This window comes from Streptomyces sp. NPDC005496 (genome assembly GCF_042872045.1).
Classification (GTDB): domain Bacteria; phylum Actinomycetota; class Actinomycetes; order Streptomycetales; family Streptomycetaceae; genus Streptomyces.
Genome location: NZ_JBIAJQ010000001.1, coordinates 471,015 through 492,425, shown reverse-complemented (window position 1 = coordinate 492,425; position 21,411 = coordinate 471,015). Strand labels below are relative to the sequence as shown.

General features: G+C 70.9%; 16 protein-coding genes. 4 read left to right on the top strand and 12 right to left on the bottom strand.

From position 1 onward, the window contains the following. Positions 1 to 251 precede the first annotated feature (251 nt). From pssA to ACFYQQ_RS02325, 9 genes are all read right to left on the bottom strand, one after another. Positions 252 to 1,106: a CDP-diacylglycerol--serine O-phosphatidyltransferase gene (gene pssA, locus ACFYQQ_RS02365; protein ID WP_356175211.1), complete on the bottom strand. Its 855-nt coding sequence runs from the start codon at positions 1,104 to 1,106 to the stop codon at positions 252 to 254. Beyond that, positions 1,093 to 1,749, bottom strand: a complete 657-nt coding sequence (locus ACFYQQ_RS02360; protein WP_121406992.1) for a phosphatidylserine decarboxylase — start codon at positions 1,747 to 1,749, stop codon at positions 1,093 to 1,095. The genes pssA and ACFYQQ_RS02360 overlap by 14 nt, the downstream gene beginning before the upstream one ends. Positions 1,750 to 1,918: 169 nt before the next feature. Then, positions 1,919 to 3,124, bottom strand: coding sequence for an acyl-CoA dehydrogenase family protein (locus tag ACFYQQ_RS02355; protein WP_355782004.1), 1,206 nt, complete (start codon positions 3,122 to 3,124; stop codon positions 1,919 to 1,921). Between the two features lie 2 nt (positions 3,125 to 3,126). Then, positions 3,127 to 3,639 (bottom strand): MaoC family dehydratase, encoded by a 513-nt coding sequence (locus ACFYQQ_RS02350; RefSeq protein WP_355782007.1) that lies wholly within the window; start codon positions 3,637 to 3,639, stop codon positions 3,127 to 3,129. Between the two features lie 5 nt (positions 3,640 to 3,644). Then, the gene (locus ACFYQQ_RS02345; protein WP_121407000.1) at positions 3,645 to 4,610 is read right to left on the bottom strand and encodes a CoA ester lyase; all 966 of its coding nucleotides are present in this window, start codon (positions 4,608 to 4,610) and stop codon (positions 3,645 to 3,647) included. Beyond that, a complete protein-coding gene (locus ACFYQQ_RS02340) occupies positions 4,607 to 6,634 on the bottom strand; it encodes a protein meaA (RefSeq protein WP_355782010.1) in 2,028 nt (675 codons plus the stop codon). Before ACFYQQ_RS02340 ends, ACFYQQ_RS02345 begins: the two co-directional genes overlap by 4 nt. Positions 6,635 to 6,643: 9 nt before the next feature. Continuing rightward, positions 6,644 to 7,981 (bottom strand): crotonyl-CoA carboxylase/reductase, encoded by a 1,338-nt coding sequence (ccrA, locus tag ACFYQQ_RS02335; protein WP_355782013.1) that lies wholly within the window; start codon positions 7,979 to 7,981, stop codon positions 6,644 to 6,646. Positions 7,982 to 8,424: 443 nt separating this feature from the next. Beyond that, positions 8,425 to 9,237, bottom strand: a complete 813-nt coding sequence (locus tag ACFYQQ_RS02330) for a TetR family transcriptional regulator (protein ID WP_355782016.1) — start codon at positions 9,235 to 9,237, stop codon at positions 8,425 to 8,427. Between the two features lie 136 nt (positions 9,238 to 9,373). Then, positions 9,374 to 11,179 carry a 3-hydroxyacyl-CoA dehydrogenase family protein gene (locus ACFYQQ_RS02325; protein WP_388902989.1) on the bottom strand — a complete coding sequence of 602 codons (1,806 nt, stop codon included), beginning with the start codon at positions 11,177 to 11,179 and terminating at the stop codon, positions 9,374 to 9,376. A 368-nt stretch (positions 11,180 to 11,547) separates the two neighbouring features. Between ACFYQQ_RS02325 and ACFYQQ_RS02320 the strand changes: the two genes are divergently transcribed. Beyond that, entirely contained in the window at positions 11,548 to 12,120 is a 573-nt protein-coding gene (locus ACFYQQ_RS02320) for an adenylosuccinate lyase (protein ID WP_356175202.1), read from the top strand. 48 nt (positions 12,121 to 12,168) lie between these two features. Here the strand turns inward: ACFYQQ_RS02320 and ACFYQQ_RS02315 are convergent, their stop codons facing one another. The 3 genes from ACFYQQ_RS02315 to ACFYQQ_RS02305 form a co-directional block, all read right to left on the bottom strand. Then, positions 12,169 to 12,567, bottom strand: a complete 399-nt coding sequence (locus tag ACFYQQ_RS02315; RefSeq protein ID WP_388902986.1) for a RidA family protein — start codon at positions 12,565 to 12,567, stop codon at positions 12,169 to 12,171. 108 nt (positions 12,568 to 12,675) lie between these two features. Further along, positions 12,676 to 14,250, bottom strand: coding sequence for an alpha/beta hydrolase (locus tag ACFYQQ_RS02310; RefSeq protein ID WP_388902983.1), 1,575 nt, complete (start codon positions 14,248 to 14,250; stop codon positions 12,676 to 12,678). A 151-nt stretch (positions 14,251 to 14,401) separates the two neighbouring features. Further along, positions 14,402 to 15,439: an Rv2578c family radical SAM protein gene (locus ACFYQQ_RS02305; RefSeq protein ID WP_355780027.1), complete on the bottom strand. Its 1,038-nt coding sequence runs from the start codon at positions 15,437 to 15,439 to the stop codon at positions 14,402 to 14,404. A 170-nt stretch (positions 15,440 to 15,609) separates the two neighbouring features. Here ACFYQQ_RS02305 and ACFYQQ_RS02300 point away from each other — a divergent pair, with 170 nt between their 5' ends. From ACFYQQ_RS02300 to ACFYQQ_RS02290, 3 genes are all read left to right on the top strand, one after another. Further along, positions 15,610 to 16,053, top strand: coding sequence for an SRPBCC family protein (locus ACFYQQ_RS02300; RefSeq protein WP_355780024.1), 444 nt, complete (start codon positions 15,610 to 15,612; stop codon positions 16,051 to 16,053). A gap of 229 nt (positions 16,054 to 16,282) precedes the next feature. After that, complete coding sequence (locus tag ACFYQQ_RS02295) at positions 16,283 to 18,667, top strand: DHA2 family efflux MFS transporter permease subunit (protein ID WP_356175190.1); 2,385 nt, start codon at positions 16,283 to 16,285, stop codon at positions 18,665 to 18,667. 147 nt (positions 18,668 to 18,814) lie between these two features. Continuing rightward, positions 18,815 to 21,283: a SpoIIE family protein phosphatase gene (locus tag ACFYQQ_RS02290; protein WP_388902979.1), complete on the top strand. Its 2,469-nt coding sequence runs from the start codon at positions 18,815 to 18,817 to the stop codon at positions 21,281 to 21,283. Positions 21,284 to 21,411: the final 128 nt, after the last annotated feature.

Here is a 21,411-nt window from a genome sequence, read left to right as displayed (position 1 = left end):
GGACTGCGGTGCGTAGGACATCGGTGCGTCGGACGTCGGGCCGGGGAGGCGCCGGACGGGGGGCCGGGAAAGCACCCACGGCGGTAAGCCGGGTGTCGGCGGCCGGGAAAGCACCCACGCCGCTAAGCCGGACGTCGGGGGCCGGGAAGCCCCGGGGGCGGCGGTGAGGCGGGCGCCGGCTCGGGCGGTACCCGGGACGGACGAAGGGCCCCGAACCGACCGGTTCGGGGCCCTTCGCTCGCGTACAGGGGTTACGGCAGCTGCGCCGCACGCGCCTCGCGCCGGTTGTCCCGGAAGGTGTTCACCCGCCGGGCCGTCGCGAAGAGCGGGATCACCGCGCCGAGGACCAGCTGGAGCGCACAGCCCGTCTGGAGCAGGAGCTGACCGCCGGGGGCCTCGAAGGCCCAGGCCGCCAGCAGACCCATCGCGGCGACGATCCACGAGAGCATCGCGACCGCCAGCGGACCGCGCGGCTTCGGGTACTCGACGCGGCTCACCATCAGCCAGGCGGTGCCGATGATCGCCAGGAGCGTGGCCACGAAGGGCAGCTCCAGGAGCACGATCGAGACCACCGTCAGCGCGCCGAAGGGGCTCGGCATGCCCTGGAAGGTGCCGTCCTTCACCGTCACGCAGGAGAAGCGCGCGAGTCTCAGCACGACCGCCAGCAGGACCACGATGGCGCCCACCGCGGCCACCCGCTGGTGCGCGTCGTCCGCGACCATCCCGTAGACCAGCACGAAGTACGCCGGGGCGAGTCCGAAGCTGATCAGGTCGGAGAGGTTGTCCAGCTCCGCGCCCATCGGGGACGAGCGCAGCTTGCGGGCGACCAGGCCGTCGAACAGGTCGAAGACGGCGGCGCAGAGCATCAGGATGACGGCCGTGGCGGCGCTGTGCCGCGCCATGCCCGTCTCCTGGCTGCCGGTGAGGTGCGGGATCAGGATGCCGGTGGTGGTGAAGTACACCGCCATGAAGCCGCACGTGGCGTTACCCAGCGTGAGCGTGTCCGCTATCGAGAGGCGGAGGGACAGCGGCATCTCCTCCGCGTCGTCCAGCTCGTCGGCCTCCGGCACCCAGCCGGCCTGTGTCTCGGGATCAACCACGGTCAATGCGAGTCACCCCAGCCACGGTCTTCTGACCGACCTCCACGTCCACCTCGACACCCTCGGGGAGATAGATGTCGACACGCGAGCCGAAGCGGATCAGGCCGATCCGCTCGCCCTGCTCGACCTTGGTGCCCTGCGGGATGTAGGGCACGATGCGGCGGGCCACGGCACCGGCGATCTGGATCATCTCGATGTCACCGAGTTCGGTGTCGAAGTGCCAGACGACGCGCTCGTTGTTCTCGCTCTCCTTGTTGAACGCCGGGACGAACCCGCCGGGGATGTGCTCCACGGACGTCACCGTGCCGGCCAGCGGCGCGCGGTTGACGTGGACGTTCAGCGGGCTCATGAAGATCGCGACGCGGGTGCGCCCGTCCTTCCACGGCATGATGCTCTGCACCACACCGTCGGCCGGCGAGATGACCCGGCCCTGGGTGATCTCGCGCTCGGGGTCGCGGAAGAACCACAGCATGCCCGCCGCGAGCGCGGTGACGGGTACGGCCACGGCCTTGGCGGCGCCGGAGCGGCGCGCGCGGGCGAGGCTGAGTGCTGCGGTGGCGACGGTCGGGAGAAGCCACGGCGATGCTCCGCGCGCGAGGCGTACGCCGACTCGGCTGTCGCGAGGTGCAGAGGTTTGGCTGTGGGGCATGGATGACCTTCGTAGCGGATGATGCCGCGCTGAACGGGGGACGGCGGCTTTCCCGGGATCGTACCGGTCGCGGGCCACAACTGGGCAAGCCAGGAAGCTGAGTCGGCGGCCGAAGAGTGTTGACGGGGTGTGATCTTCTTCTCGAAGAAAACACCCCGAATCAGGACATCTAGCCCTGCAGTCGATACTCTTCGAGCAACCGGCGCCCGATGATCATTTTCTGGATTTCGGCGGTACCTTCGCCGATCAGCAGCATCGGCGCCTCACGGTAGAGACGCTCGATCTCGTACTCCTTGGAGAAGCCGTAGCCGCCGTGGATCCGGAAGGCGTCTTCCACGACTTCCTTGCAGTATTCGGAGGCGAGGTACTTCGCCATCCCTGCTTCGAGGTCGTTTCGCTCCCCGGAGTCCTTTTTGCGTGCTGCGTTCACCATCATGGCATGCGCGGCCTCGACCTTGGTAGCCATCTCGGCCAGCTTGAACTGGATCGCCTGGTGCTGGGCGATCTGCTTGCCGAAGGTGTGGCGCTGCTGCGCGTAGGAAACCCCCAGCTCGAAGGCGCGCTGGGCGACGCCGCAGCCGCGGGCCGCCACATTCACGCGGCCGACCTCCACGCCGTCCATCATTTGGTAAAACCCTCGGCCGGTGGTCCCGCCGAGCACACGATTGGCCGGAATGCGCAGTCCGTCCATAATCAGCTCGGTGGTGTCGACGCCCTTGTACCCCATCTTGTCGATCTTCCCGGGGATGGTGAGGCCGGGGCGGACCTCGCCGAAGCCGGGCTCCTTCTCCACCAGGAAGGTCGTCATCGACCTGTGGGGCGCGGTGCCCTCGGGGTGTCCTTCGTCACTCCGGACCAGAACGGCCACCAGAGTCGACGTCCCGCCGTTCGTCAGCCACATCTTCTGGCCGTTCAGGACGTACTCGTCGCCGTCCTTCACCGCCTTCGACGTGATGGCCGACACGTCCGAGCCGAGCGCCGGCTCCGACATGGAGAACGCGCCGCGCACGTCGCCCGCCGCCATGCGCGGCAGGAAGTGGTCCTTCTGCTCCTGCGTGCCGTGCTGCTTGAGCATGTACGCCACGATGAAGTGCGTGTTGATGATGCCGGAGACCGACATCCAGCCGCGCGCGATCTCCTCCACGCACAGCGCGTAGGTGAGCAGCGACTCACCCAGACCCCCGTACTCCTCGGGGATCATGAGCCCGAAGAGGCCCAACTCCTTGAGACCGTCGACGATCGCCTGCGGGTACTCGTCGCGGTGCTCCAGCTCGGTCGCGACCGGGATGATCTCCTTGTCCACGAAGTCGCGGACGGTGGAGAGGATCTCCCGCTGGATGTCGGTGAGACCGGCGGTCTGGGCAAGTCGCGCCATGGCTACTTCTCCTGTGCCTTCAGCTCCGGGCGGCCGGGCTGCTCGCCGCCGCGCTCCTTGATGTACGTCTCGGTGGGGACCATCACCTTGCGGCGAAACACGCACACCAGCGTGCCGTCCTGCTTGTAGCCCTTGGTCTCGACGTAGACGATCCCGCGGTCGGTCTTGGACCTCGACGGGGTCTTGTCGAGGACCGTCGTCTCGCCGTAGATCGTGTCGCCGTGGAAGGTCGGCGCCACGTGCTTGAGCGACTCGACCTCCAGGTTGGCGATCGCCTTGCCCGAGACGTCGGGGACCGACATGCCGAGCAGCAGCGAGTAGATGTAGTTCCCGACGACGACGTTCTTCCCGAAGTCGGTCGTCCGCTCCGCGTAGTTGCTGTCCATGTGGAGCGGGTGGTGGTTCATCGTCAGGAGACAGAAGAGGTGGTCGTCGTACTCCGTGACGGTCTTCCCGGGCCAGTGCTTGTAGACCGCGCCGACCTCGAACTCCTCGTAGGTGCGTCCGAACTGCATGGTGCTCAGGCCTCCGGGGCTTCGAACTTGCTGGTGCGCTGCATGCCGGCGGCCCGGCCCTTGCCCGAGATGACGAGCGCCATCTTGCGGCTGGCCTCGTCGATCATCTCGTCGCCGAGCATCGCGGAGCCCTTCTTGCCGCCCGCCTCCGACGTGTAGAAGTCGTAGGCGTCCAGGATCAGTTCGGCGTGGTCGTAGTCCTCCTGGGAGGGCGAGAAGATCTCGTTGGACGCCTCGACCTGGCCCGGGTGCAGCACCCACTTGCCGTCGAACCCGAGGGCCGCGGCGCGCTGGGCGACCTCGCGGTAGCCGTCGATGTTGCGGATCTGCAGGTAGGGGCCGTCGATCGCCTGGAGGTTGTTGGCGCGGGCGGCCATCAGGATCTTCATCAGGATGTAGTGGTACGCGTCCGCCGGGTAGCCGGGCGGCTGCTCGCCCACGACGAGCGACTTCATGTTGATCGACGCCATGAAGTCCGCCGGGCCGAAGATGATCGTCTCGACGCGCTGCGAGGCGGTCGCGATCTCGTTGACGTTGTTCAGGCCCTGGGCGTTCTCGATCTGCGCCTCGATGCCGATCTTGCCGACCTCGAAGCCCATCGTCTTCTCGATCTGCGTCAGCAGCAGGTCCAGCGCGACGATCTGCTGGGCGTCCTGGACCTTCGGCAGCATGATGCAGTCGAGGTTCGGACCCGCGCCCTCGACGACCGTGACCACGTCGCGGTACGTCCACTCGGTGGTCCAGTCGTTCACGCGCACGACCCGCGTCTTGCCGGTCCAGTCACCCTCGTTGAGGAACTTCACGATGGTGTGCCGCGCCTCCGGCTTGGCGAGCGGCGCGCACGCGTCCTCCAGGTCGAGGAACACCTGGTCGGCCGGGAGGCCCTGGGCCTTCTCCAGGAACCGCGGGTTCGAGCCCGGTACGGCCAGGCAGGAGCGCCGCGGACGAAGGCGGTTGACGGGCGTGGTCATGCGGGGACCTCCAGGGGGTCGAGCTTGTTCGCTTTGCGGATCTCGTCGACGATACGGCCGATGATTCCGGTGATGTCGAAGTCCTTCGGGGTGAAGACGGCGGCCACTCCGGCGGCCCGCAGCTGCTCCGCGTCGGCGTTCGGGATGATCCCACCGGCGATCACCGGAATATCGGCAGCGCCCGCCTCGCGCAGCCGGTCCAGCACGTCCGGCACCAGCTGGGCGTGCGAGCCGGACAGGATGGACAGGCCGACGCCGTGCACGTCCTCCGCGAGGGCCGCGGCCACGATCTCCTCGGGCGTGAGCCGGATGCCCTGGTAGACCACCTCGAACCCGGCGTCGCGGGCCCGCACGGCGATCTGCTCGGCGCCGTTGGAGTGCCCGTCCAGGCCCGGCTTGCCCACCAGGAAGCGGAGCTTGCCGACGCCCATGTCCCGCGCGGTCAGCTCCACCTTGCGGCGGACCAGCGCGAGCGCGGTGCCCTCCTCGGCGGCCACCGCGACGGGCGCGGAGGAGACGCCGGTGGGTGCCCGGAACTCGCCGAACACCTCGCGCAGGGCCCCGGCCCACTCGCCGGTGGTGACGCCGGCGCGGGCGCACTCCAGGGTGGCCTCCATGAGGTTCTCGGTGCCCTTGGCGGCCTCCTTCAGCCGCTCCAGCGCCTTGCACGGGCGCGGGTGGTTGAAGGGCGGCTGGTAGCGGTTGTCGCGCCAGTCCTTCAGCGCGGCCACCACACCGGCCTCGACGGCCGGGTCGACCGTCATGATCGCCGCGTCCAGGTCGGCGGTGAGCGGGTTCGGCTCGGTCGACTCGAAGACGTTGACGCCGACGATCTTCTCGGTGCCGCCCTCGATCCGGGCCCGCCGCTCGGCGTGCGAGGAGACGAGCTGCGACTTCAGGTAGCCCGACTCGACGGCGGCCATCGCGCCGCCCATCTCCTGGATGCGGTCGATCTCCGCGAAGGACTCCTCGACCAGCTCCGCCACCTTCGCCTCGATGACGTGCGAGCCCTCGAAGATGTCCTCGTACTCCAGCAGGTCGCTCTCGTGGGCCAGCACCTGCTGGATGCGCAGCGACCACTGCTGGTCCCAGGGCCGGGGCAGGCCCAGCGCCTCGTTCCACGCCGGCAGCTGCACGGCACGCGCGCGTGCGTCCTTGGAGAGGGTCACGGCCAGCATCTCCAGCACGATCCGCTGGACGTTGTTCTCCGGCTGCGCCTCGGTCAGACCGAGGGAGTTGACCTGGACGCCGTACCGGAAGCGGCGCTGCTTGGGGTCCTCGATGCCGTACCGCTCCCGCGTGATCCGGTCCCAGATCCGGCCGAACGCCCGCATCTTGCACATCTCCTCGATGAAGCGGACGCCCGCGTTCACGAAGAAGGAGATACGGGCGACGACGTCACCCCGGCGCTCCTCGGGGATCTGGCCCGAGGCGAACACCGCGTCGAGCACGGCGATCGCCGTGGACATCGCGTACGCGATCTCCTGGACCGGGGTGGCCCCCGCCTCCTGCAGGTGGTAGCTGCAGATGTTGATCGGGTTCCACTTCGGGATGTGGTTCACCGTGTAGGTGATCATGTCCGTCGTCAGGCGCAGCGACGGACCCGGCGGGAAGACGTGCGTCCCGCGCGACAGGTACTCCTTCACGATGTCGTTCTGGGTCGTCCCCTGGAGCCTGGTGATGTCCGCACCCTGCTCCTCCGCGACGACCTGATAGAGCGCCAGCAGCCACATGGCGGTGGCGTTGATGGTCATCGAGGTGTTCATCTGCTCCAGGGGGATGTCCTGGAACAGCCGGCGCATGTCACCGAGGTGCGAGACCGGCACCCCGACCCGGCCGACCTCGCCGCGGGCGAGGACGTGGTCCGGGTCGTAGCCGGTCTGGGTCGGCAGGTCGAACGCGACCGACAGACCGGTCTGCCCCTTGGCGAGGTTGCGCCGGTACAGCTCGTTGGACGCCTCGGCGGTGGAGTGACCGGCGTACGTGCGCATCAGCCACGGCCGGTCCTTCTGGCGCTCTGTCATCGGGGGACCTCAGACGTTCCGGAAGCGGTTGATGGCGTCGATGTGCTTCGCGCGCTTCTCCTCGTCGCGCACGCCGAGGCCCTCGCGGGGGGCGAGCGCGAGCACACCGACCTTGCCCTGGTGGAGGTTGCGGTGCACGTCGTACGCGGCCTGCCCGGTCTCCTCCAGGGAGTACACCTTGGACAGCGTCGGGTGGATCTTGCCCTTGGCCACCAGCCGGTTGGCCTCCCAGGCCTCGCGGTAGTTGGCGAAGTGCGAGCCGATGATCCGCTTCAGGGACATCCACAGGTAGCGGTTGTCGTACTCGTGCATGTAGCCCGAGGTCGAGGCGCAGGTGGTGATGGTGCCGCCCTTGCGGGTGACGTAGACGCTCGCGCCGAAGGTCTCGCGGCCGGGGTGCTCGAAGACGATGTCGATGTCCTCGCCGCCGGTCAGCTCGCGGATGCGCTTGCCGAAGCGCTTCCACTCCTTCGGGTCCTGGGTGTTCTCGTCCTTCCAGAACTTGTAGCCCTCGGCGTTGCGGTCGATGATCGCCTCGGCGCCCATCGCCCGGCAGATGTCCGCCTTCTGCGGCGAGGAGACGACGCAGATCGGGTTGGCGCCGCCGGCGAGCGCGAACTGGGTGGCGTAGGAGCCGAGTCCGCCGCTGGCGCCCCAGATCAGGACGTTGTCGCCCTGCTTCATGCCGGCGCCGTTGCGGGAGACCAGCTGCCGGTAGGCGGTGGAGTTCACCAGACCGGGGGAGGCGGCCTCCTCCCAGCTGAGGTGGTCGGGCTTCGGCATGAGCTGGTTGGACTTCACCAGGGCGATCTCGGCGAGGCCGCCGAAGTTCGTCTCGAAGCCCCAGATGCGCTGCTCGGGGTCGAGCATCGTGTCGTTGTGGCCGTCCGAGGACTCCAGCTCGACCGAGAGGCAGTGCGCGACGACCTCGTCACCGGGCTTCCAGGAGTTGACGCCCGGGCCGGTCCGCAGGACGACGCCCGCGAGGTCGGAGCCGATGATGTGGTACGGCAGGTCGTGGCGCTTGCTGAGCTCGCTGAGCCTGCCGTAGCGCTCCAGGAAGCTGAACGTCGACACCGGCTCGAAGATCGAGGTCCACACCGAGTTGTAGTTGACCGAGGAGGCCATGACGGCCACCAGGGCCTCGCCCGGGCCGAGCTCCGGCACGGGCACGTCGTCCAGGTGGATCGACTTGCGGGGGTCCTTGTCGCGCGTGGCGAGCCCGGAGAACATCTCCGTCTCGTCCTTGTGCACGGTGATCGCGCGGTACGACTCGGGGAGCGGCAGGGCGGCGAAGTCGGCGGAAGTCGACTCCGGCGACTGGATCGCGTCCAGGATTTCCTTCACTGTGTTGCCTCCGGCGAATGGCGTCTTGAGGGGAGACGCTGGGGGTCACGTCGGTGCTGCTGCTGTGGATGTGAGGTGCCGTCGGTTCGGCGGACGTGCTGCTGGCAGCGCTTTGTGGCGCAGAAGGTTGCCTGTGACGCAGGCGTCCGGGCGCGCTTGCCGGGGTACCTCCGAGCGGCGCCCGGAGGAGGCTTGCGGGGACAGCCGGCGTACGTGAGGTCTCTGCACGCCGGCCGCCCGGACGACTTCAACGTATGGCACGCCGTGTCACCTGACAAGGCACGGAGTGCCAGAAGTTGCGCTCAGGTGAAATCTTTACGTAACACGTGAGCGATGATCGATCAGGTGGGGCGCGAAAAGCGGTACGAAAACGCCGGACGGGCCCAAAGTGAGCCCGTCCGGCGCTGGGGAAGTGCGATGGAGAGAGAGGAGGCGCGAGCGCGCTACGACCGTTCCTTGAGTGCCTGCTCGATGGTGCGCATCACCTGGTCGAGCGGGGCGTCGACCCGGGCGACGGTCACCAGCACGTCGCCCTCGGTGAAGGAGGAGGCCGGCGCCGACTGCGGGGCGACCTCGCGGCCCGCCCCGATGCCCGAGCCGAACGTCTTGCGGACGATCGCGAAGGCGTGGTCCAGCTGGGCCTCCACGTCGCCCTGGCCGCCCGCCCGCAGCCACCGCCGCAGCACGTGGTTGTGCGCGGTGACCACGGCCGACGCCGCGACCTCCGCCAGCAGCGGATCGTCGTTGGCGTCGTCGTCGTGCGCGTGCTCGTCGAAGTGGCCGAGGAGGTACCGGGTGAACAGCCGCTCGTAGCGCGCCACGGAGGCGATCTCGGCCTCGCGCAGCGTCGGCACCTCGCGGGTGAGCTTGTAGCGCGAGACGGAGATCTCGGGCCGCGCGGCGTACATCTTCATGACTTCCTTGATGCCGCGGCACACCGTGTCCAGCGGGTGCTCGTGGGCGGGTGCCGCGTTGAGCACCGCCTCCGCGCGGATCAGGGTGTCGTCGTGGTCGGGGAAGATCGCCTCTTCCTTGGAACGGAAGTGGCGGAAGAACGTACGCCGTGCCACCCCGGCCTGCGCCGCGATCTCGTCGACGGTCGTCGCCTCGTACCCCTTGGTGGCGAACAGCTCCATGGCCGCCGCCGCCAGTTCGCGGCGCATCTTGAGCCGCTGCGCGGCCGCGCGACCGCCCGCGGCGCTCTCCGGCGCGTCGGGCGTGGCTGTTGTACGGGAGGACTTGGCGGGCTGGGACATGACCCGAACGTACTGCATCTGCGCAGGGGAGTGCGCATGAGCGGAGATCCCCCCGCCGTCCCCGGGCGGGGGGCCTCCCGCCGGGTCGAGGAGCCCGCCCCAGTCGGCGGACTCCCCGTACCGGTCCTCGCGGGCCTCAGCGCCGGGCATATTCGCGGAAGCCGCGGCCCGTCTTGCGGCCGAGGCAGCCCGCGGCCACCAGGTGCTCCAGCAGCGGCGCCGGGGCCAGTCCCGGGTCGCGGAACTCGCGGTGCAGGACCTTCTCGATGGCCAGGGACACGTCGAGCCCGACCACGTCGAGCAGTTCGAAGGGGCCCATCGGGTAACCGCCGCCGAGCTTCATCGCGGCGTCGATGTCGTCCAGCGTCGCGTAGTGCTCCTGGACCATCTTGATCGCGTTGTTCAGGTACGGGAAGAGCAGCGCGTTCACGATGAAACCGGCGCGGTCGCCGCAGTCCACCGGGTGCTTGCGGATCTTGGCGCAGACCTCCCGGACGGTCGCGTGCACGTCGTCCGCGGTCAGCACCGTGCGGACCACCTCGACGAGCTTCATGGCCGGGGCCGGGTTGAAGAAGTGCATGCCGATCACGTCCTGCGGGCGCGAGGTGGCGCGGGCGCAGGCGACGACGGGCAGCGAGGAGGTGGTGGTGGCGAGCACCGCGCCCGGCTTGCAGACCTTGTCGAACGCGGCGAACAGATGCTGCTTGACCTCCAGGTCCTCGGCGACGGCCTCGACGGCCAGGTCGACGTCGGCGAAGGCGTCGTAGGAGCCGGCCGGGGTGATCCGGTCCAGGGTCCCCGCGGCGGCCTCGGCGGTCATCCGGCCCTTGTCGACGGAGCGCGCGAGCGACTTGCCGATCCGGGCCCTCGCGGCCTCGGCCTTCTCCTCGCTGCGGGCGGCCAGGACCACGTCGTACCCGGCCTTGGCGAAGACCTCCGCGATGCCGGAGGCCATGGTGCCCGAGCCCGCGACGCCCACCGAGCGCACGGCGCGGCCCGGCGTCCCCGACTGCTCGGACCCGGGGGTGAGGGCGTCCGGCACGACCGTGGCACTGCCCGGCGCCTCGTACGAGTAGAAGCCGCGCCCCGACTTGCGGCCGGTCAGGCCCGCCTCGCTGAGCTGCTTGAGGACGGGGGCCGGGGCGTGCAGCCGGTCGTGGGACTCCGCGTACATGGCCTCCAGGACCGTGCGGGCGGTGTCGATGCCGATCAGGTCGAGCAGCGCGAGCGGGCCCATGGGCAGCCCGCAGCCGAGCCGCATCGCCGCGTCGATGTCCTCGCGGGAGGCGTACTTGGCCTCGTACATCGAGGCCGCCTGGTTGAGGTAGCCGAACAGCAGGCCGTCGGCGACGAATCCGGGGCGGTCGCCGACCGCGACGGGCTCCTTGCCGAGCTGCACGGCCAGGTCCGTGACGGCCGCGACGGCCTGCGGCGCGGTCAGCACCGAGGAGACCACCTCGACCAGCTTCATGGCCGGGGCCGGGTTGAAGAAGTGCAGGCCGAGCACGCGCTCCGGACGGGCCGAGTCGGCCGCCAGACGCGTCACCGACAGGGCGTTCGTGCCGGTCGCCAGGATGGTGTCCGGGCGCACGACGTCGTCCAGCGCCCGGAACACCTGCTGCTTGATGTCGTACGACTCCGGGGTCACCTCGATGACCAGGTCGGCGTCGGCCGCCGCCTGAAGGTCGGTGAAGGTGCGGAAGCGGGTGAGGACGTCGCCGCGCTCCTGCTCCGTGAGGCGTCCGCGCTGCACGGCGCGGGCGGTGGAGGCTTCGAGCGCGGTGACGGCCTGGGCGGCCGCGGCCTCGCTGATGTCGATGCCGACGACCTCGCGGCCGGCCCGGGCGAGGACCTCGGCGATGCCGGTGCCCATCGTGCCGAGGCCGACGACGGCGACGGTCTTCAGCGGGGACAGAGGGGTGTCGGACAGGGGAGTGGCCATCGCGGGACTCCAGGAAGAGGGTGACGACTGGGGAGCACGCGGGTGCGCCTGAGAGGCGCACACGGTGCGAGGGATGCGGGTGTTGCCGGGCTGACGAGCGCACACGCCCGGTGCCGTCCAGGGGCCTGAACACGGGCGCCCCGAGGCGGATGAGGACCGACCGGCTCTGTCCCGGAGCCGGGTCGAACTGCGGTACCTGAGGCACCGAACCGACTGGCACTCGCGGCGGCTGCGTCACCAGGCCACCGCAAGCGGATCGCGAGTGGGTAACTCGCTCGTCTGAGCTTAACCGGCCGGTAACGAGCGCGCCAGCCCTCAGTTTGTGATGTAGGTCCCCGCGTCCCGGGCGCCCCTCTAGGCTCGGCTTCATGGACGAGGAGTCGCGATCACTCACGGAGCGCTTACGGACCGAGGCGGGAGCCTGCGCCGCGTACGACCGGCTGGTGAGCACCGAGGACCTCGACGAACTGGCGGCGGCGCTCACCGAACCCGGACAGCCGCTGTGGGCGCGGGAGTTGGTGGCCTTCCGGCTCGGGACCGCCGGTGACCGGCGGGCCTTCGAGGCGCTCGTCCTGCTGCTCAACCACCGCGACCCGCAGCGCTGCGCGTCCGCCGCCCACGCGCTGGCCGCGCTCGGTGACCCGCGCACCGCCCGGGCCGCCGCCGCCCTCGCCACCAACGAACTGCGCGTCGCCTACGCGCTGCAACCGGTCCGGCTCCTGGTGGCCCTGCGCGCGCCCGAGGCGGTGCCCGCCCTGATCACCACGCTGCGGCGCAGGCTGCGGCCCCACGACCCGTACCGCAGGGTCGCTCTCGCCTGCGTGGAGGGCCTCGGAGCCCTCGGCGACGAACGCGCCCGCCCGGTCCTCACCGACTGCCTGGCCCACCCCCTCCTGGCAGAGGCCGCGGTCCACGCCCTGGCCCGCCTGGAAAAACGGTGACCGGGGCGGTCTTCCCGCGGAATCGGTGACCTGGAAGGCGGAGGCCGTTCACTCGGCGAGGACCGCGTAGGCCTCTATCTCCATCAGGAAGTCCGGGCTGATCAGGGCCGCGACCTGGACCGCCGACGCCGCCGGGAGGCGGTCGGACGGTATGTGGGTCTCGCGGGCCGCGCGGACGGCGGGCATGTGGGCCATGTCCGTGACGAAATAGGTGAGTTTGACGACGTCGTCGAACGTGGCGCCGGCGGCGGCCAGGCAGCGGCGCAGGTTCTCGAAGACCTGGTGGGCCTGTGCCGCCGGGTCGCCCGGGCCGACGAGCTCGCCGTGCTCGTCCAGGGGGAGTTGGCCCGAGACGGCCACGAAGCGTCCCGTGCCCATGACGACGTGCGTGTACGCGGCGGCGGGGGCGACCCCGGCGGGGGCGGGGATGCGGGTCGGCTCGGTCATGCGTCCATGGTGGACCACGGGTCGGACAACGCCCCCGCCGGCCGGTGCCGTCGGGGGCGGTTCCGTGGTCGGCGGCACCGGGTGGTGCCGACGGCGCGTCGGGCCGGGTCAGCCGTGGAAGCCGAGGAGGCCGTGGAGGGTCGAACCGCGCGAGGCGCCCTTCCTCTTGGCGCTCAGCGGCTTCGGGTCCGGCTGCGCCTTGCACACCGCGTCCGCCTCGCCGTCACCGCGCGGCACCTGACCGCTGGTCAGATAGGCCGCCAGGTGCTTGTCCAGGCAGGCGTTCCCGCTCAGCGTGATGCCGTGGTTGCCGCCCTTCTCCTCCACCACCAGGCTGGAGCCGCGCAGTTGCTCGTGGACGGCGACGGCGCCCGGGTAGGGAGTGGCCGCGTCGTCCGTCGCCTGGAACAGCAGCACCGGGGGCAGCTCGTCGTTCGAGACGTCCACGGGCCGCAGCGGCTCGGCCGGCCAGAAGGCGCACGGCGCGTTGTACCAGGCGTTGCTCCAGGCCATGAACGGCGCCTCGTCGTACACCGCCCAGTTGTCCTTGCGCCACTGCTCCCAGTCCCGGGGCCAGGTCGCGTCACGGCACTGCACCGAGCTGTAGACGCTGTAGCCGTTGTCGCCCGCGGTGTCGACCGCGCCGAAGTTCTCGTACGCCTCGACGAGCGGGTCGGTGTCCTTGCGGTTCACGTACGCGGCGAACGCCTCGGCCAGGTAGGGCCAGTAGCCGTTGTAGTAGCCGCCGGGGATGTAGGTGTCCTCCAGTTCGGAGGCGCCGACCTTCTTCTGCGCGGGCTTCTTCGCCAGAGCCTCGCGCATCCCGTACCACTTGGCCTCCACCTTGGCGGGGTCGGTGCCGAGCCGGTAGGTCTTGTGGTGCTTGGCGATCCACTTCATGAACGCCATGTGGCGGTCGTTGAAGGCGTAGTCCTGCTGGATGTTGTCGTCGTACCAGACTCCCGTGGGGTCGACGACGGAGTCCAGGACCAGGCGGCGGACCCGCTCCGGGTACAGCTTCGCGTAGACGGCGCCGAGATAGGTGCCGTACGAGTAGCCGAAGTAGCTGATGCGCTCGGCGCCGAGCGCCTCCCGGACGGCGTCCATGTCACGCACCGCGCTGACCGTGTCGATGTACGGCAGCACGTCCGCGTACTTGGTGCCGCAGGCCTCGGCGAAGGCCCGCACCCGGTCGAGGTTGGCCTTCTCCAGGGCGGGGGTGAGCGGCACGGTGTCGGGCCGCACCGGCGCGAAGTGCTTCGGCCGGCAGTTCAGGGCGGGCTTGCTCGCGCCGACCCCGCGCGGGTCGAAGCCGATCACGTCGTACTGGGCGGCCACCTTCTTCGGCAGCGTGGAGGCGACGAAACCGGCCAGCCTGCGCCCGCTGCCGCCGGGGCCGCCCGGGTTCACCAGGAGGGGCCCCTGGTAGGTCTTCGCGGTGTGCGGGACCCGCGACAGCGCGATCGTGACGCGCCGGCCGTCCGGGTTGTCGTGGTCCAGAAGCACCTTCAGGGACGCGCACTGGAGCGTCGGGTAGGCGCTGGTGCCGCACTTCTTCCAGGCGGGCTTCGCCGCGGCGGGCGGGGCGGACGCGGCGTCGGCGTCCGCGCCGGCGGGCACCGACGTGATCACCGTGGCCAGTACGGCGGCGGTGCCGCACAGAGCGGCTGCGCGTTTCCTCATGGGGCTCCCAGGGCGGAGGAACTGAGCCGTGCACCTCACGGCCTCCGCCGTATCGTCCCGGAAAGCGCGCCCGTAAGAACGCGTTCTGCGCCGTCTTGACCCGATTGAGCAGCGTGATGCGCTCGGATGCCGCCGGGCCGCGCGCGCCGCCTCAGAGCAGCGTGAGCTGCGTCGGTTCCGGGGCGGCCGGCACCGGCTCGGGGACGGTGATCCTGCGCGTCGCGCCCGCGCGCGCGGGTCCGATGCCGTACTCCTGCGCCAGTTCGTGGACCTGACGGGTGATCCGGCGCTGGTACCACTTCGGCGCGTAGGCCCCCTCCGCGTACAGCCGTTCGTAGCGGCGCACCAGATGCGGGTGGTGGTGCCCGAGCCAGGCCATGAACCACTCCCGGGCCCCGGGCCGCAGATGCAGCACCAGGGGGGTCACCGAGGTGGCGCCGGACGCCGCGATCGCCCGCACCGTGGCGCGGAGTTGGTCCGGACCGTCGCCGAGGAAGGGGATCACCGGGGCCATCAGGACCCCGCACGCGATGCCGCGTTCGCCGAGGGCGCGGACCACGTCCAGCCGCCGCTCCGGAGCGGGCGTGCCGGGCTCGACGGTGCGCCACAGTTCGCGGTCGGTGAAGCCCACCGAGACGGAGATCCCGACGTCGGTGACCTCGGCCGCCTGCGTCAGCAGATCGAGGTCGCGCAGGATCAGCGTCCCCTTGGTGAGGATCGAGAAGGGGTTCGCGTGGTCGCGCAGGGCGGCGATGATGCCCGGCATCAGCCGGTAGCGGCCCTCGGCCCGCTGGTAGCAGTCCACGTTGGTGCCCATGGCGATGTGCTCGCCGTTCCAGCGGCGCGAGCCGAGCTGGCGGCGCAGCAGCTCGGGCGCGTTCACCTTGACCACGATCTGGGAGTCGAAGCCGAGGCCGGTGTCGAGGTCCAGATAGCTGTGCGTCTTGCGCGCGAAGCAGTACACACACGCGTGTGTGCAGCCCCGGTAGGGGTTGACGGTCCACTCGAAGGGCATGCGCGAGGCGCCCGGCACCCGGTTCACGATCGAGCGGGCCCGGATCTCGTGGAAGGTGATCCCCCGGAACTCCGGGCTGTCGAAGGTACGGGTGGTCACCGCGTCCGCGCCGAACAGTGCGGCGTCCCGGCCACGGTCCGCCTCGGGGTCCGCCGTGAGGTTCTCCCAGCGCATGAGTCCTCCTAGGTAGCACTGACCCCAGAATAGAACACATGTTCCCTTGATCGTGCGACCCGGTTTTCCGGCTCCCGTCCGGGCCCCCTCCGGGCCCCGATTTGGGCGGCCCGGCCGCCTGGTGGTTGGCTGGCCGCACACCCCGTAAAACCAAGTGCTGGAGGAAGTCAATGGCGCAGGTCGAGGCCACCACGGAACGGGTCATCGCGGCGGATGCGGAGGCGGTCTTCGACGCCCTGGCCGACTACAACGGCACGCGTTCGAAGCTGCTGCCCGAGCACTTCAGCGAGTACGAGGTGCGCGAGGGCGGCGACGGCGAGGGCACCCTCGTGCACTGGAAGCTCCAGGCCACCAGCAAGCGCGTCCGCGACTGCCTGCTGGAGGTCAGCGAGCCGACCGACGGTGAGCTCGTCGAGAAGGACCGCAACTCCTCGATGGTCACCACCTGGCGGGTCACCCCGGCCGGCGAGGGCCGGTCGCGCGTCGTCGTCACCTCCGTGTGGAACGGCGCCGGCGGCATCGGCGGCTTCTTCGAGCGGACCTTCGCGCCCAAGGGCCTCGCCCGGATCTACGACGCGGAGCTCGCCAAGCTCGCCGCCGAGGTCGAGAAGTAGCCGGGAGCCGACCCGGAACTGATGTCCCGGGGCCCGGAGTTGACCGCTCGGGGCCCCGGTGGAACTCACCGTTTCGAGTGGTTTTCCGTACGGCTCCCCCGTACGCCGTAGGGCTCCGACCGGCGGTTACGTCCTCCGGGCCGGGGTGTGGGGCGACTCGTCGCGCTTGCTCCCAGTTGTCGCGTAATGCGAGAAATGGGCGGCGCAGGCGCGACGAGGGGAGCGGTACGTGGGCGGCACGACGCTGGTGGAGATCGAGCGGGAGACGGCTCCCGTCGTCGAAGCGCCACCCCGGGAACCCGCATCCGGCACGCCGGGCCTGAGCCCGCGCCGGGTGCGCATGGTCTTCGTCGGGCTGATGCTCGCGCTGCTCCTCGCGGCGCTGGAGCAGATGATCGTGGCCACCGCCCTGCCGAAGATCGTCGGCGAGCTGCACGGCCTCGACAGGATGTCGTGGGCGATCACCGCCTACCTCCTCACCTCGACCGTCGGACTGCCCGTCTACGGCAAGCTCGGCGACCTCTTCGGCCGCAAGGGCGTCTTCCAGTTCGCCATCGTCGTCTTCGTCGCCGGCTCCGCGCTGGCCGGCCGGGCGCAGAGCATGGACCAGCTGATCGCCTTCCGCGCCGTCCAGGGCGTCGGGGCGGGCGGCCTCATGATCGGCGTGCAGGCGATCATCGCGGACATCGTGCCGCCGCGCCGGCGCGGCCGCTTCATGGGGCTGATCGGCGCCGCCTTCGGCCTCGCCTCCGTCGCCGGCCCGCTGCTCGGCGGCTACTTCACGGACCACCTCTCCTGGCGGTGGTGCTTCTACATCAACGTGCCGTTCGGCCTGCTCACGCTCGCCGTCGTCACCGTCGTGCTCAAACTCCCGAAGCCCGCCACCCGAGGACGCCTGGACGTCCTCGGGACGCTGCTGCTCGCCGCCGCCTCCACCTGCCTGGTCCTGCTGACCAGTTGGGGCGGCACCGAGTACGCCTGGGGCTCGCGCGTCATCCTCGGCCTCACCGCCGGAGCCGTCGCCGCGACGGCGCTCTTCCTCGTCGTCGAACGCTTCGCCCCCGAACCCCTCATCCCGCTGCGGCTGTTCAGGGACGGTGTCTTCAATGTCACCGCTCTGGTGGGGCTGGTCATCGGCATCGCGCTCTTCGGCGCGGCCAGTTACCTGCCGACCTACCTCCAGATGGTCGACGGCGCCACCGCCACCGAGTCGGGCCTGCTCATGCTCCCGATGATGGGCGGCATCGTCGGCGCCTCGGTGATCTCCGGACAGCTGATCAGCCACACCGGCCGCTACAAGGTCTACCCCGTGCTGGGCGCCGCCCTCTCGGTCGTCGGCATGTGGCTCCTGTCGCGGCTGGAGGTGGACACGCCCCGGCTGCACTACAGCGTCTGGATGGCCGTGCTCGGCGCCGGCATCGGCATGGTGATGCCGGTCCTGGTGCTCGCCGTGCAGAACTCCGTGCGCCCCGCCGACCTCGGCACCGCCACCAGCGCCAACAACTACTTCCGGCAGATCGGCGGCAGCGTCGGCGCCGCCGTCTTCGGCACCCTCTTCGCGAACCGGCTCGCCGACGCGCTGGCCGAACGCCTGCCCGCGCGCGCGGACGGCCCGGACGGCCCGGACCCCGAGTCCATCACCCCGCAGCTCGTCCACGCGATGCCCGCCGCGCTGCGCGACGAGTACATCCGCGCCTACGCCGACGCGATGCCGCGGATCTTCCTCTACCTGGTGCCGGTGCTCGTCCTCGGCCTGCTGATCGCCTTCTTCCTCAAGGAGAAACCCCTGGTGTCCCACAACGCCCCCGCCGAGCCCGCCTCCCTCGCCAAGGTCCCGCAGTCGCGCACCCACACCGCCGGGGTCCCGGTGTGCGGCACGGTCCAGCACCACGACGGCACCGTCGTGCCGCGGGCCGCCCTCACCCTCATCGACGTCGTGGGGCGGCAGATCGGGCGGGGCGCCAGCGGCGAGGACGGGCGGTACGCGCTCTCCACGCCCGGCTCCGGCTCGTACGTCCTGATCGCGGCGGCCGGCGGCCACCAGCCGCAGGCGGTCTCCGTGACCGTCGGCGAGCGCCCGGTGGAACTGGACGTCGTGCTGGGCGGCGCCGGACGCCTGGCCGGCAGCGTGCTCACCGCCGACGGCACCCCGGTTCGCGAGGCGACCGTCACGCTCACCAACGTCCACGGCGAGGTGGTGGCCACCACCCGCAGCGGCCCCGAAGGCGGTTACGTCATCACCGAGTTGGTCGCCGGGGAGTACACCCTGGCCGCCAGCGCGCCCGCGTTCCGCCCCACCGCCCTGCCCGTCACCGTGCAGGCCGCCCGCGAGACCCGCCAGGACGTCGAACTCGCCGGCGGAGCCGTACTGCGGGGGACCGTGCGCGGCGGCGGCGGACGGCCCGTCGAGGACGCCCGCGTCACGCTCCTCGACGCGGCGGGCAACGTCGTGGACACCCTCACCACGGGCGCCGACGGCACCTTCCGCTTCGTCGACCTGTCCTCGGGGGAGTACACCGTGATCGCGGCCGGGTACCCGCCGGTGGCCACGGTGCTCCGGATGGCAGGCGGCGGCAGGACCGAGCGGGACCTCCAACTGGGCCACGAGGACTGACCGTTGGGGCTCCGGAAGGCCCCGCCGCGCCGGAGCCGCCCCCGGCGCGGGCAATTCCGGTGTTGCCGCACATCCCGGCCGGTCGCCGCCGTACCGTGGTGACGACGACGCAGATCTTGCGGATCCGTGGGGAGAAAGGGCCTGGCCATGGACCGTGGCACGGAAGTGGGCGCACATCCCGGAGCGGGAGCCCACGAGAGCCCCACGGCGCGGTACGCCGCCGAGGGGCGCATCCCGCTCGCCGTCGTCGTCGTGGACCGCGACGGCCTCGTCTCGCACTGGAGCACGGGTGCGCGGCGCCTCTTCGGCGCCACCCGGGAGGAGGCGCTCGGCCGGCCCGCCGCCGACCTGCTCCCCGTGTCCGGCGCCCTTCCCGAGGTCCTCGACCCCGAGCCGCTCACCGACGCCTTCGGGCCCTACCAGATGTACGACGGCCTGGGCCCCGACCTGGAGGCATCCCTCGGCGGCCGTACCTCCTACCCGGCGGCAGGCCGGGCCCGGCTCACCGGAGCGGACCGGGAACGGCTCGACATCCTGTGGTGGGGCTACCCCCTGATCGGACCGGGCCCCGCACGGCTCCTGGTGCTCGCGGCGGACGCCGAACGCCTGAAGGCCGAGCGGGGGTACGACGACGAGGTCGTCGAACGCATCGCACCCGGCTTCGCCCCGTACACCGAACTCCCGGCGCCGGACGACCTCGCCAAGCGGCTGCCCGAGGTCCTGCCGAACATGGGGCCGGAGCTCAGCGGCCGCATCGTGGCGCAGGTCCTGGAACTCGGTTACCCCATCCTGGAGTTCAGCCAGTACGAGCGGGTGCCGGTGACCCCCGACTGGGGCGTGCCGCGCCGCGCGGGCAGGCAGCGGGCCGCCGGGACCGGGACGCCGGCCCAGGCCCTCGTGCCGTCCGGAGCCGAGCACGACCTGGAGTACGCCGCCGTCCGCGAGCGGCTGGAGTTCCTGAACGAGGTCAGCACCGGCATCGGCTCCTCCCTCGACCTGGGCGAGACGATCCGCGAGGTCACCAGCGCCGCCGTGCCCCGCTTCGCGGATTTCGCCGGTACGCACCTGCGCGCCGCCGTCCTCGCCGGCGAGAGCTTCCCGGACGGCGCCCCGGACGTGACGACCGTGTGGCACCGGGTCTGGGTCGAGCACAACGACGAGCCGGGCCGCTGGGACGACACCGTGCCGGTCGGCGAGGCCATCGCCTTCCCCGAGCACACGCCGTTCTTCCAGTGCATGAGCACCGGGGAGCCGGTGCTGATCCCGCGCATCGACGAGGAGCTGGGCAACCGCATCTCGGGTCAGTTCGAGAAGCGCGACCTGCGGCCCCTCATCACCGGCCGCTCCCTGCTCGTCGTCCCGCTCAAGGCGCGCAACGTGGTGCTCGGGTTCATGGTGCTCATGCGCCGCGCGGACCGCGAGGTGTTCGACGACATGGACCGCACGACGGGCGCCGAACTCGCCGCCCGGGCCGGTCTCGTACTCGACAACGCCCGTATGTACACCTACCAGGAGAACGTCGCCGACACGCTCCAGGACAGCATGCTGCCGCAGGTCTCCCCGCGCATGGCGGGCTGCGACATCGCGACGCGCTACCTCCCGGGCACCCGCCTCGGCCGGGTCGGCGGCGACTGGTTCGACAGCATCAAGCTGCCGGGCTCGCGCACCGCGCTGGTGGTCGGCGACGTCATGGGCCACGGCCTCAACTCGGCCGCGATGATGGGCCAGTTGCGCACCGCCGTGCAGACCATGGCCACCATGGGGACCCGGCCCGCCCAACTGCTGCGCAGCCTGGACGACCTGGCGCGGCGGCTCGGCGAGAACTACCTCGCCACCTGCCTGTACGCGGTGTACGACCCGATCCGCGGTGAACTGGAACTCTCCAACGCCGGCCACATCCCGCCCGTCCTGGTGCGTGCCGAGGACGGCCGCAGCGAACTGCTGCACCTGCCGACCGGCGCGCCCATAGGGGTCGGCGGGGTGCCCTTCGAGACCGCCGTCGTCCGCGTCGCGCCGGGGGACCGGCTCGTGCTGTGCACCGACGGCCTGGTGGAGGTGCGGGGCGGCGACATCGGAGAGGGCCTGGCCGCGCTCTGCGAGTCGGCGGCCCATCCCGCCGCCTCGATGGACGACGCCTGCGACACCATCATCCGCGCGCTCAACACCCACGGCGGACGCAAGGACGACGTGGCGCTCCTCATGGCCCGGCTGAACGGCATCCCGGACGACCACGTCGCCGAGTGGCAGCTGCCGAGGGAGGCCCGCGAGGTGTCCCGGGCCCGGCGGCTCGTCCGTGACCGGCTGGCGGCGTGGGGCCTCACCGACGCGATCGAGACCGCGGAACTGCTGGTCAGCGAACTCGTCGGCAACGCGGTGCGGCACGGCGCGGGCGCCGAGGTCGGGCTGCGGCTGGTCCGCACCGACGCCCTGCTGTGCGAGGTCCTCGACGACGAGCCGGCGCTGCCCGCGCTCACGAGCGCGGGCCCGGACGGCGAGTGGGGCCGGGGTCTGCGGGTGGTGAGCAGGCTCGCGCGGGAGTGGGGCGCGAGCGCCTCCGGGCACCGCAAGACGGTCTGGTTCGAGCAGGCGCTCACACCCGGTCCGCGCCACCCCTGACACCCCCCGGGGGCGCGCGGGGCTTCCGAGCGCGCCATCGGCGTGCGCGGGCTCGAATTTCCGGTGAAGGAAAGGCACTTGCCCCTTGCCCCCCGCCCGGCGGTCGCGATACTCCGATCATGACGCCG

Coding starts and splice junctions, on each gene's coding strand:
- ACFYQQ_RS02360 (WP_121406992.1), bottom strand. CDS start 1,749: ATGCCCCACAGCCAAACCTCTGCACCTCGCGACAGCCGAGTCGGCGTA.
- ACFYQQ_RS02355 (WP_355782004.1), bottom strand. CDS start 3,124: ATGGCGCGACTTGCCCAGACCGCCGGTCTCACCGACATCCAGCGGGAG.
- ACFYQQ_RS02350 (WP_355782007.1), bottom strand. CDS start 3,639: ATGCAGTTCGGACGCACCTACGAGGAGTTCGAGGTCGGCGCGGTCTAC.
- ACFYQQ_RS02345 (WP_121407000.1), bottom strand. CDS start 4,610: ATGACCACGCCCGTCAACCGCCTTCGTCCGCGGCGCTCCTGCCTGGCC.
- ACFYQQ_RS02340 (WP_355782010.1), bottom strand. CDS start 6,634: ATGACAGAGCGCCAGAAGGACCGGCCGTGGCTGATGCGCACGTACGCC.
- ACFYQQ_RS02330 (WP_355782016.1), bottom strand. CDS start 9,237: ATGTCCCAGCCCGCCAAGTCCTCCCGTACAACAGCCACGCCCGACGCG.
- ACFYQQ_RS02325 (WP_388902989.1), bottom strand. CDS start 11,179: ATGGCCACTCCCCTGTCCGACACCCCTCTGTCCCCGCTGAAGACCGTC.
- ACFYQQ_RS02320 (WP_356175202.1), top strand. CDS start 11,548: ATGGACGAGGAGTCGCGATCACTCACGGAGCGCTTACGGACCGAGGCG.
- ACFYQQ_RS02315 (WP_388902986.1), bottom strand. CDS start 12,567: ATGACCGAGCCGACCCGCATCCCCGCCCCCGCCGGGGTCGCCCCCGCC.
- ACFYQQ_RS02310 (WP_388902983.1), bottom strand. CDS start 14,250: ATGAGGAAACGCGCAGCCGCTCTGTGCGGCACCGCCGCCGTACTGGCC.
- ACFYQQ_RS02305 (WP_355780027.1), bottom strand. CDS start 15,439: ATGCGCTGGGAGAACCTCACGGCGGACCCCGAGGCGGACCGTGGCCGG.
- ACFYQQ_RS02300 (WP_355780024.1), top strand. CDS start 15,610: ATGGCGCAGGTCGAGGCCACCACGGAACGGGTCATCGCGGCGGATGCG.
- ACFYQQ_RS02290 (WP_388902979.1), top strand. CDS start 18,815: ATGGACCGTGGCACGGAAGTGGGCGCACATCCCGGAGCGGGAGCCCAC.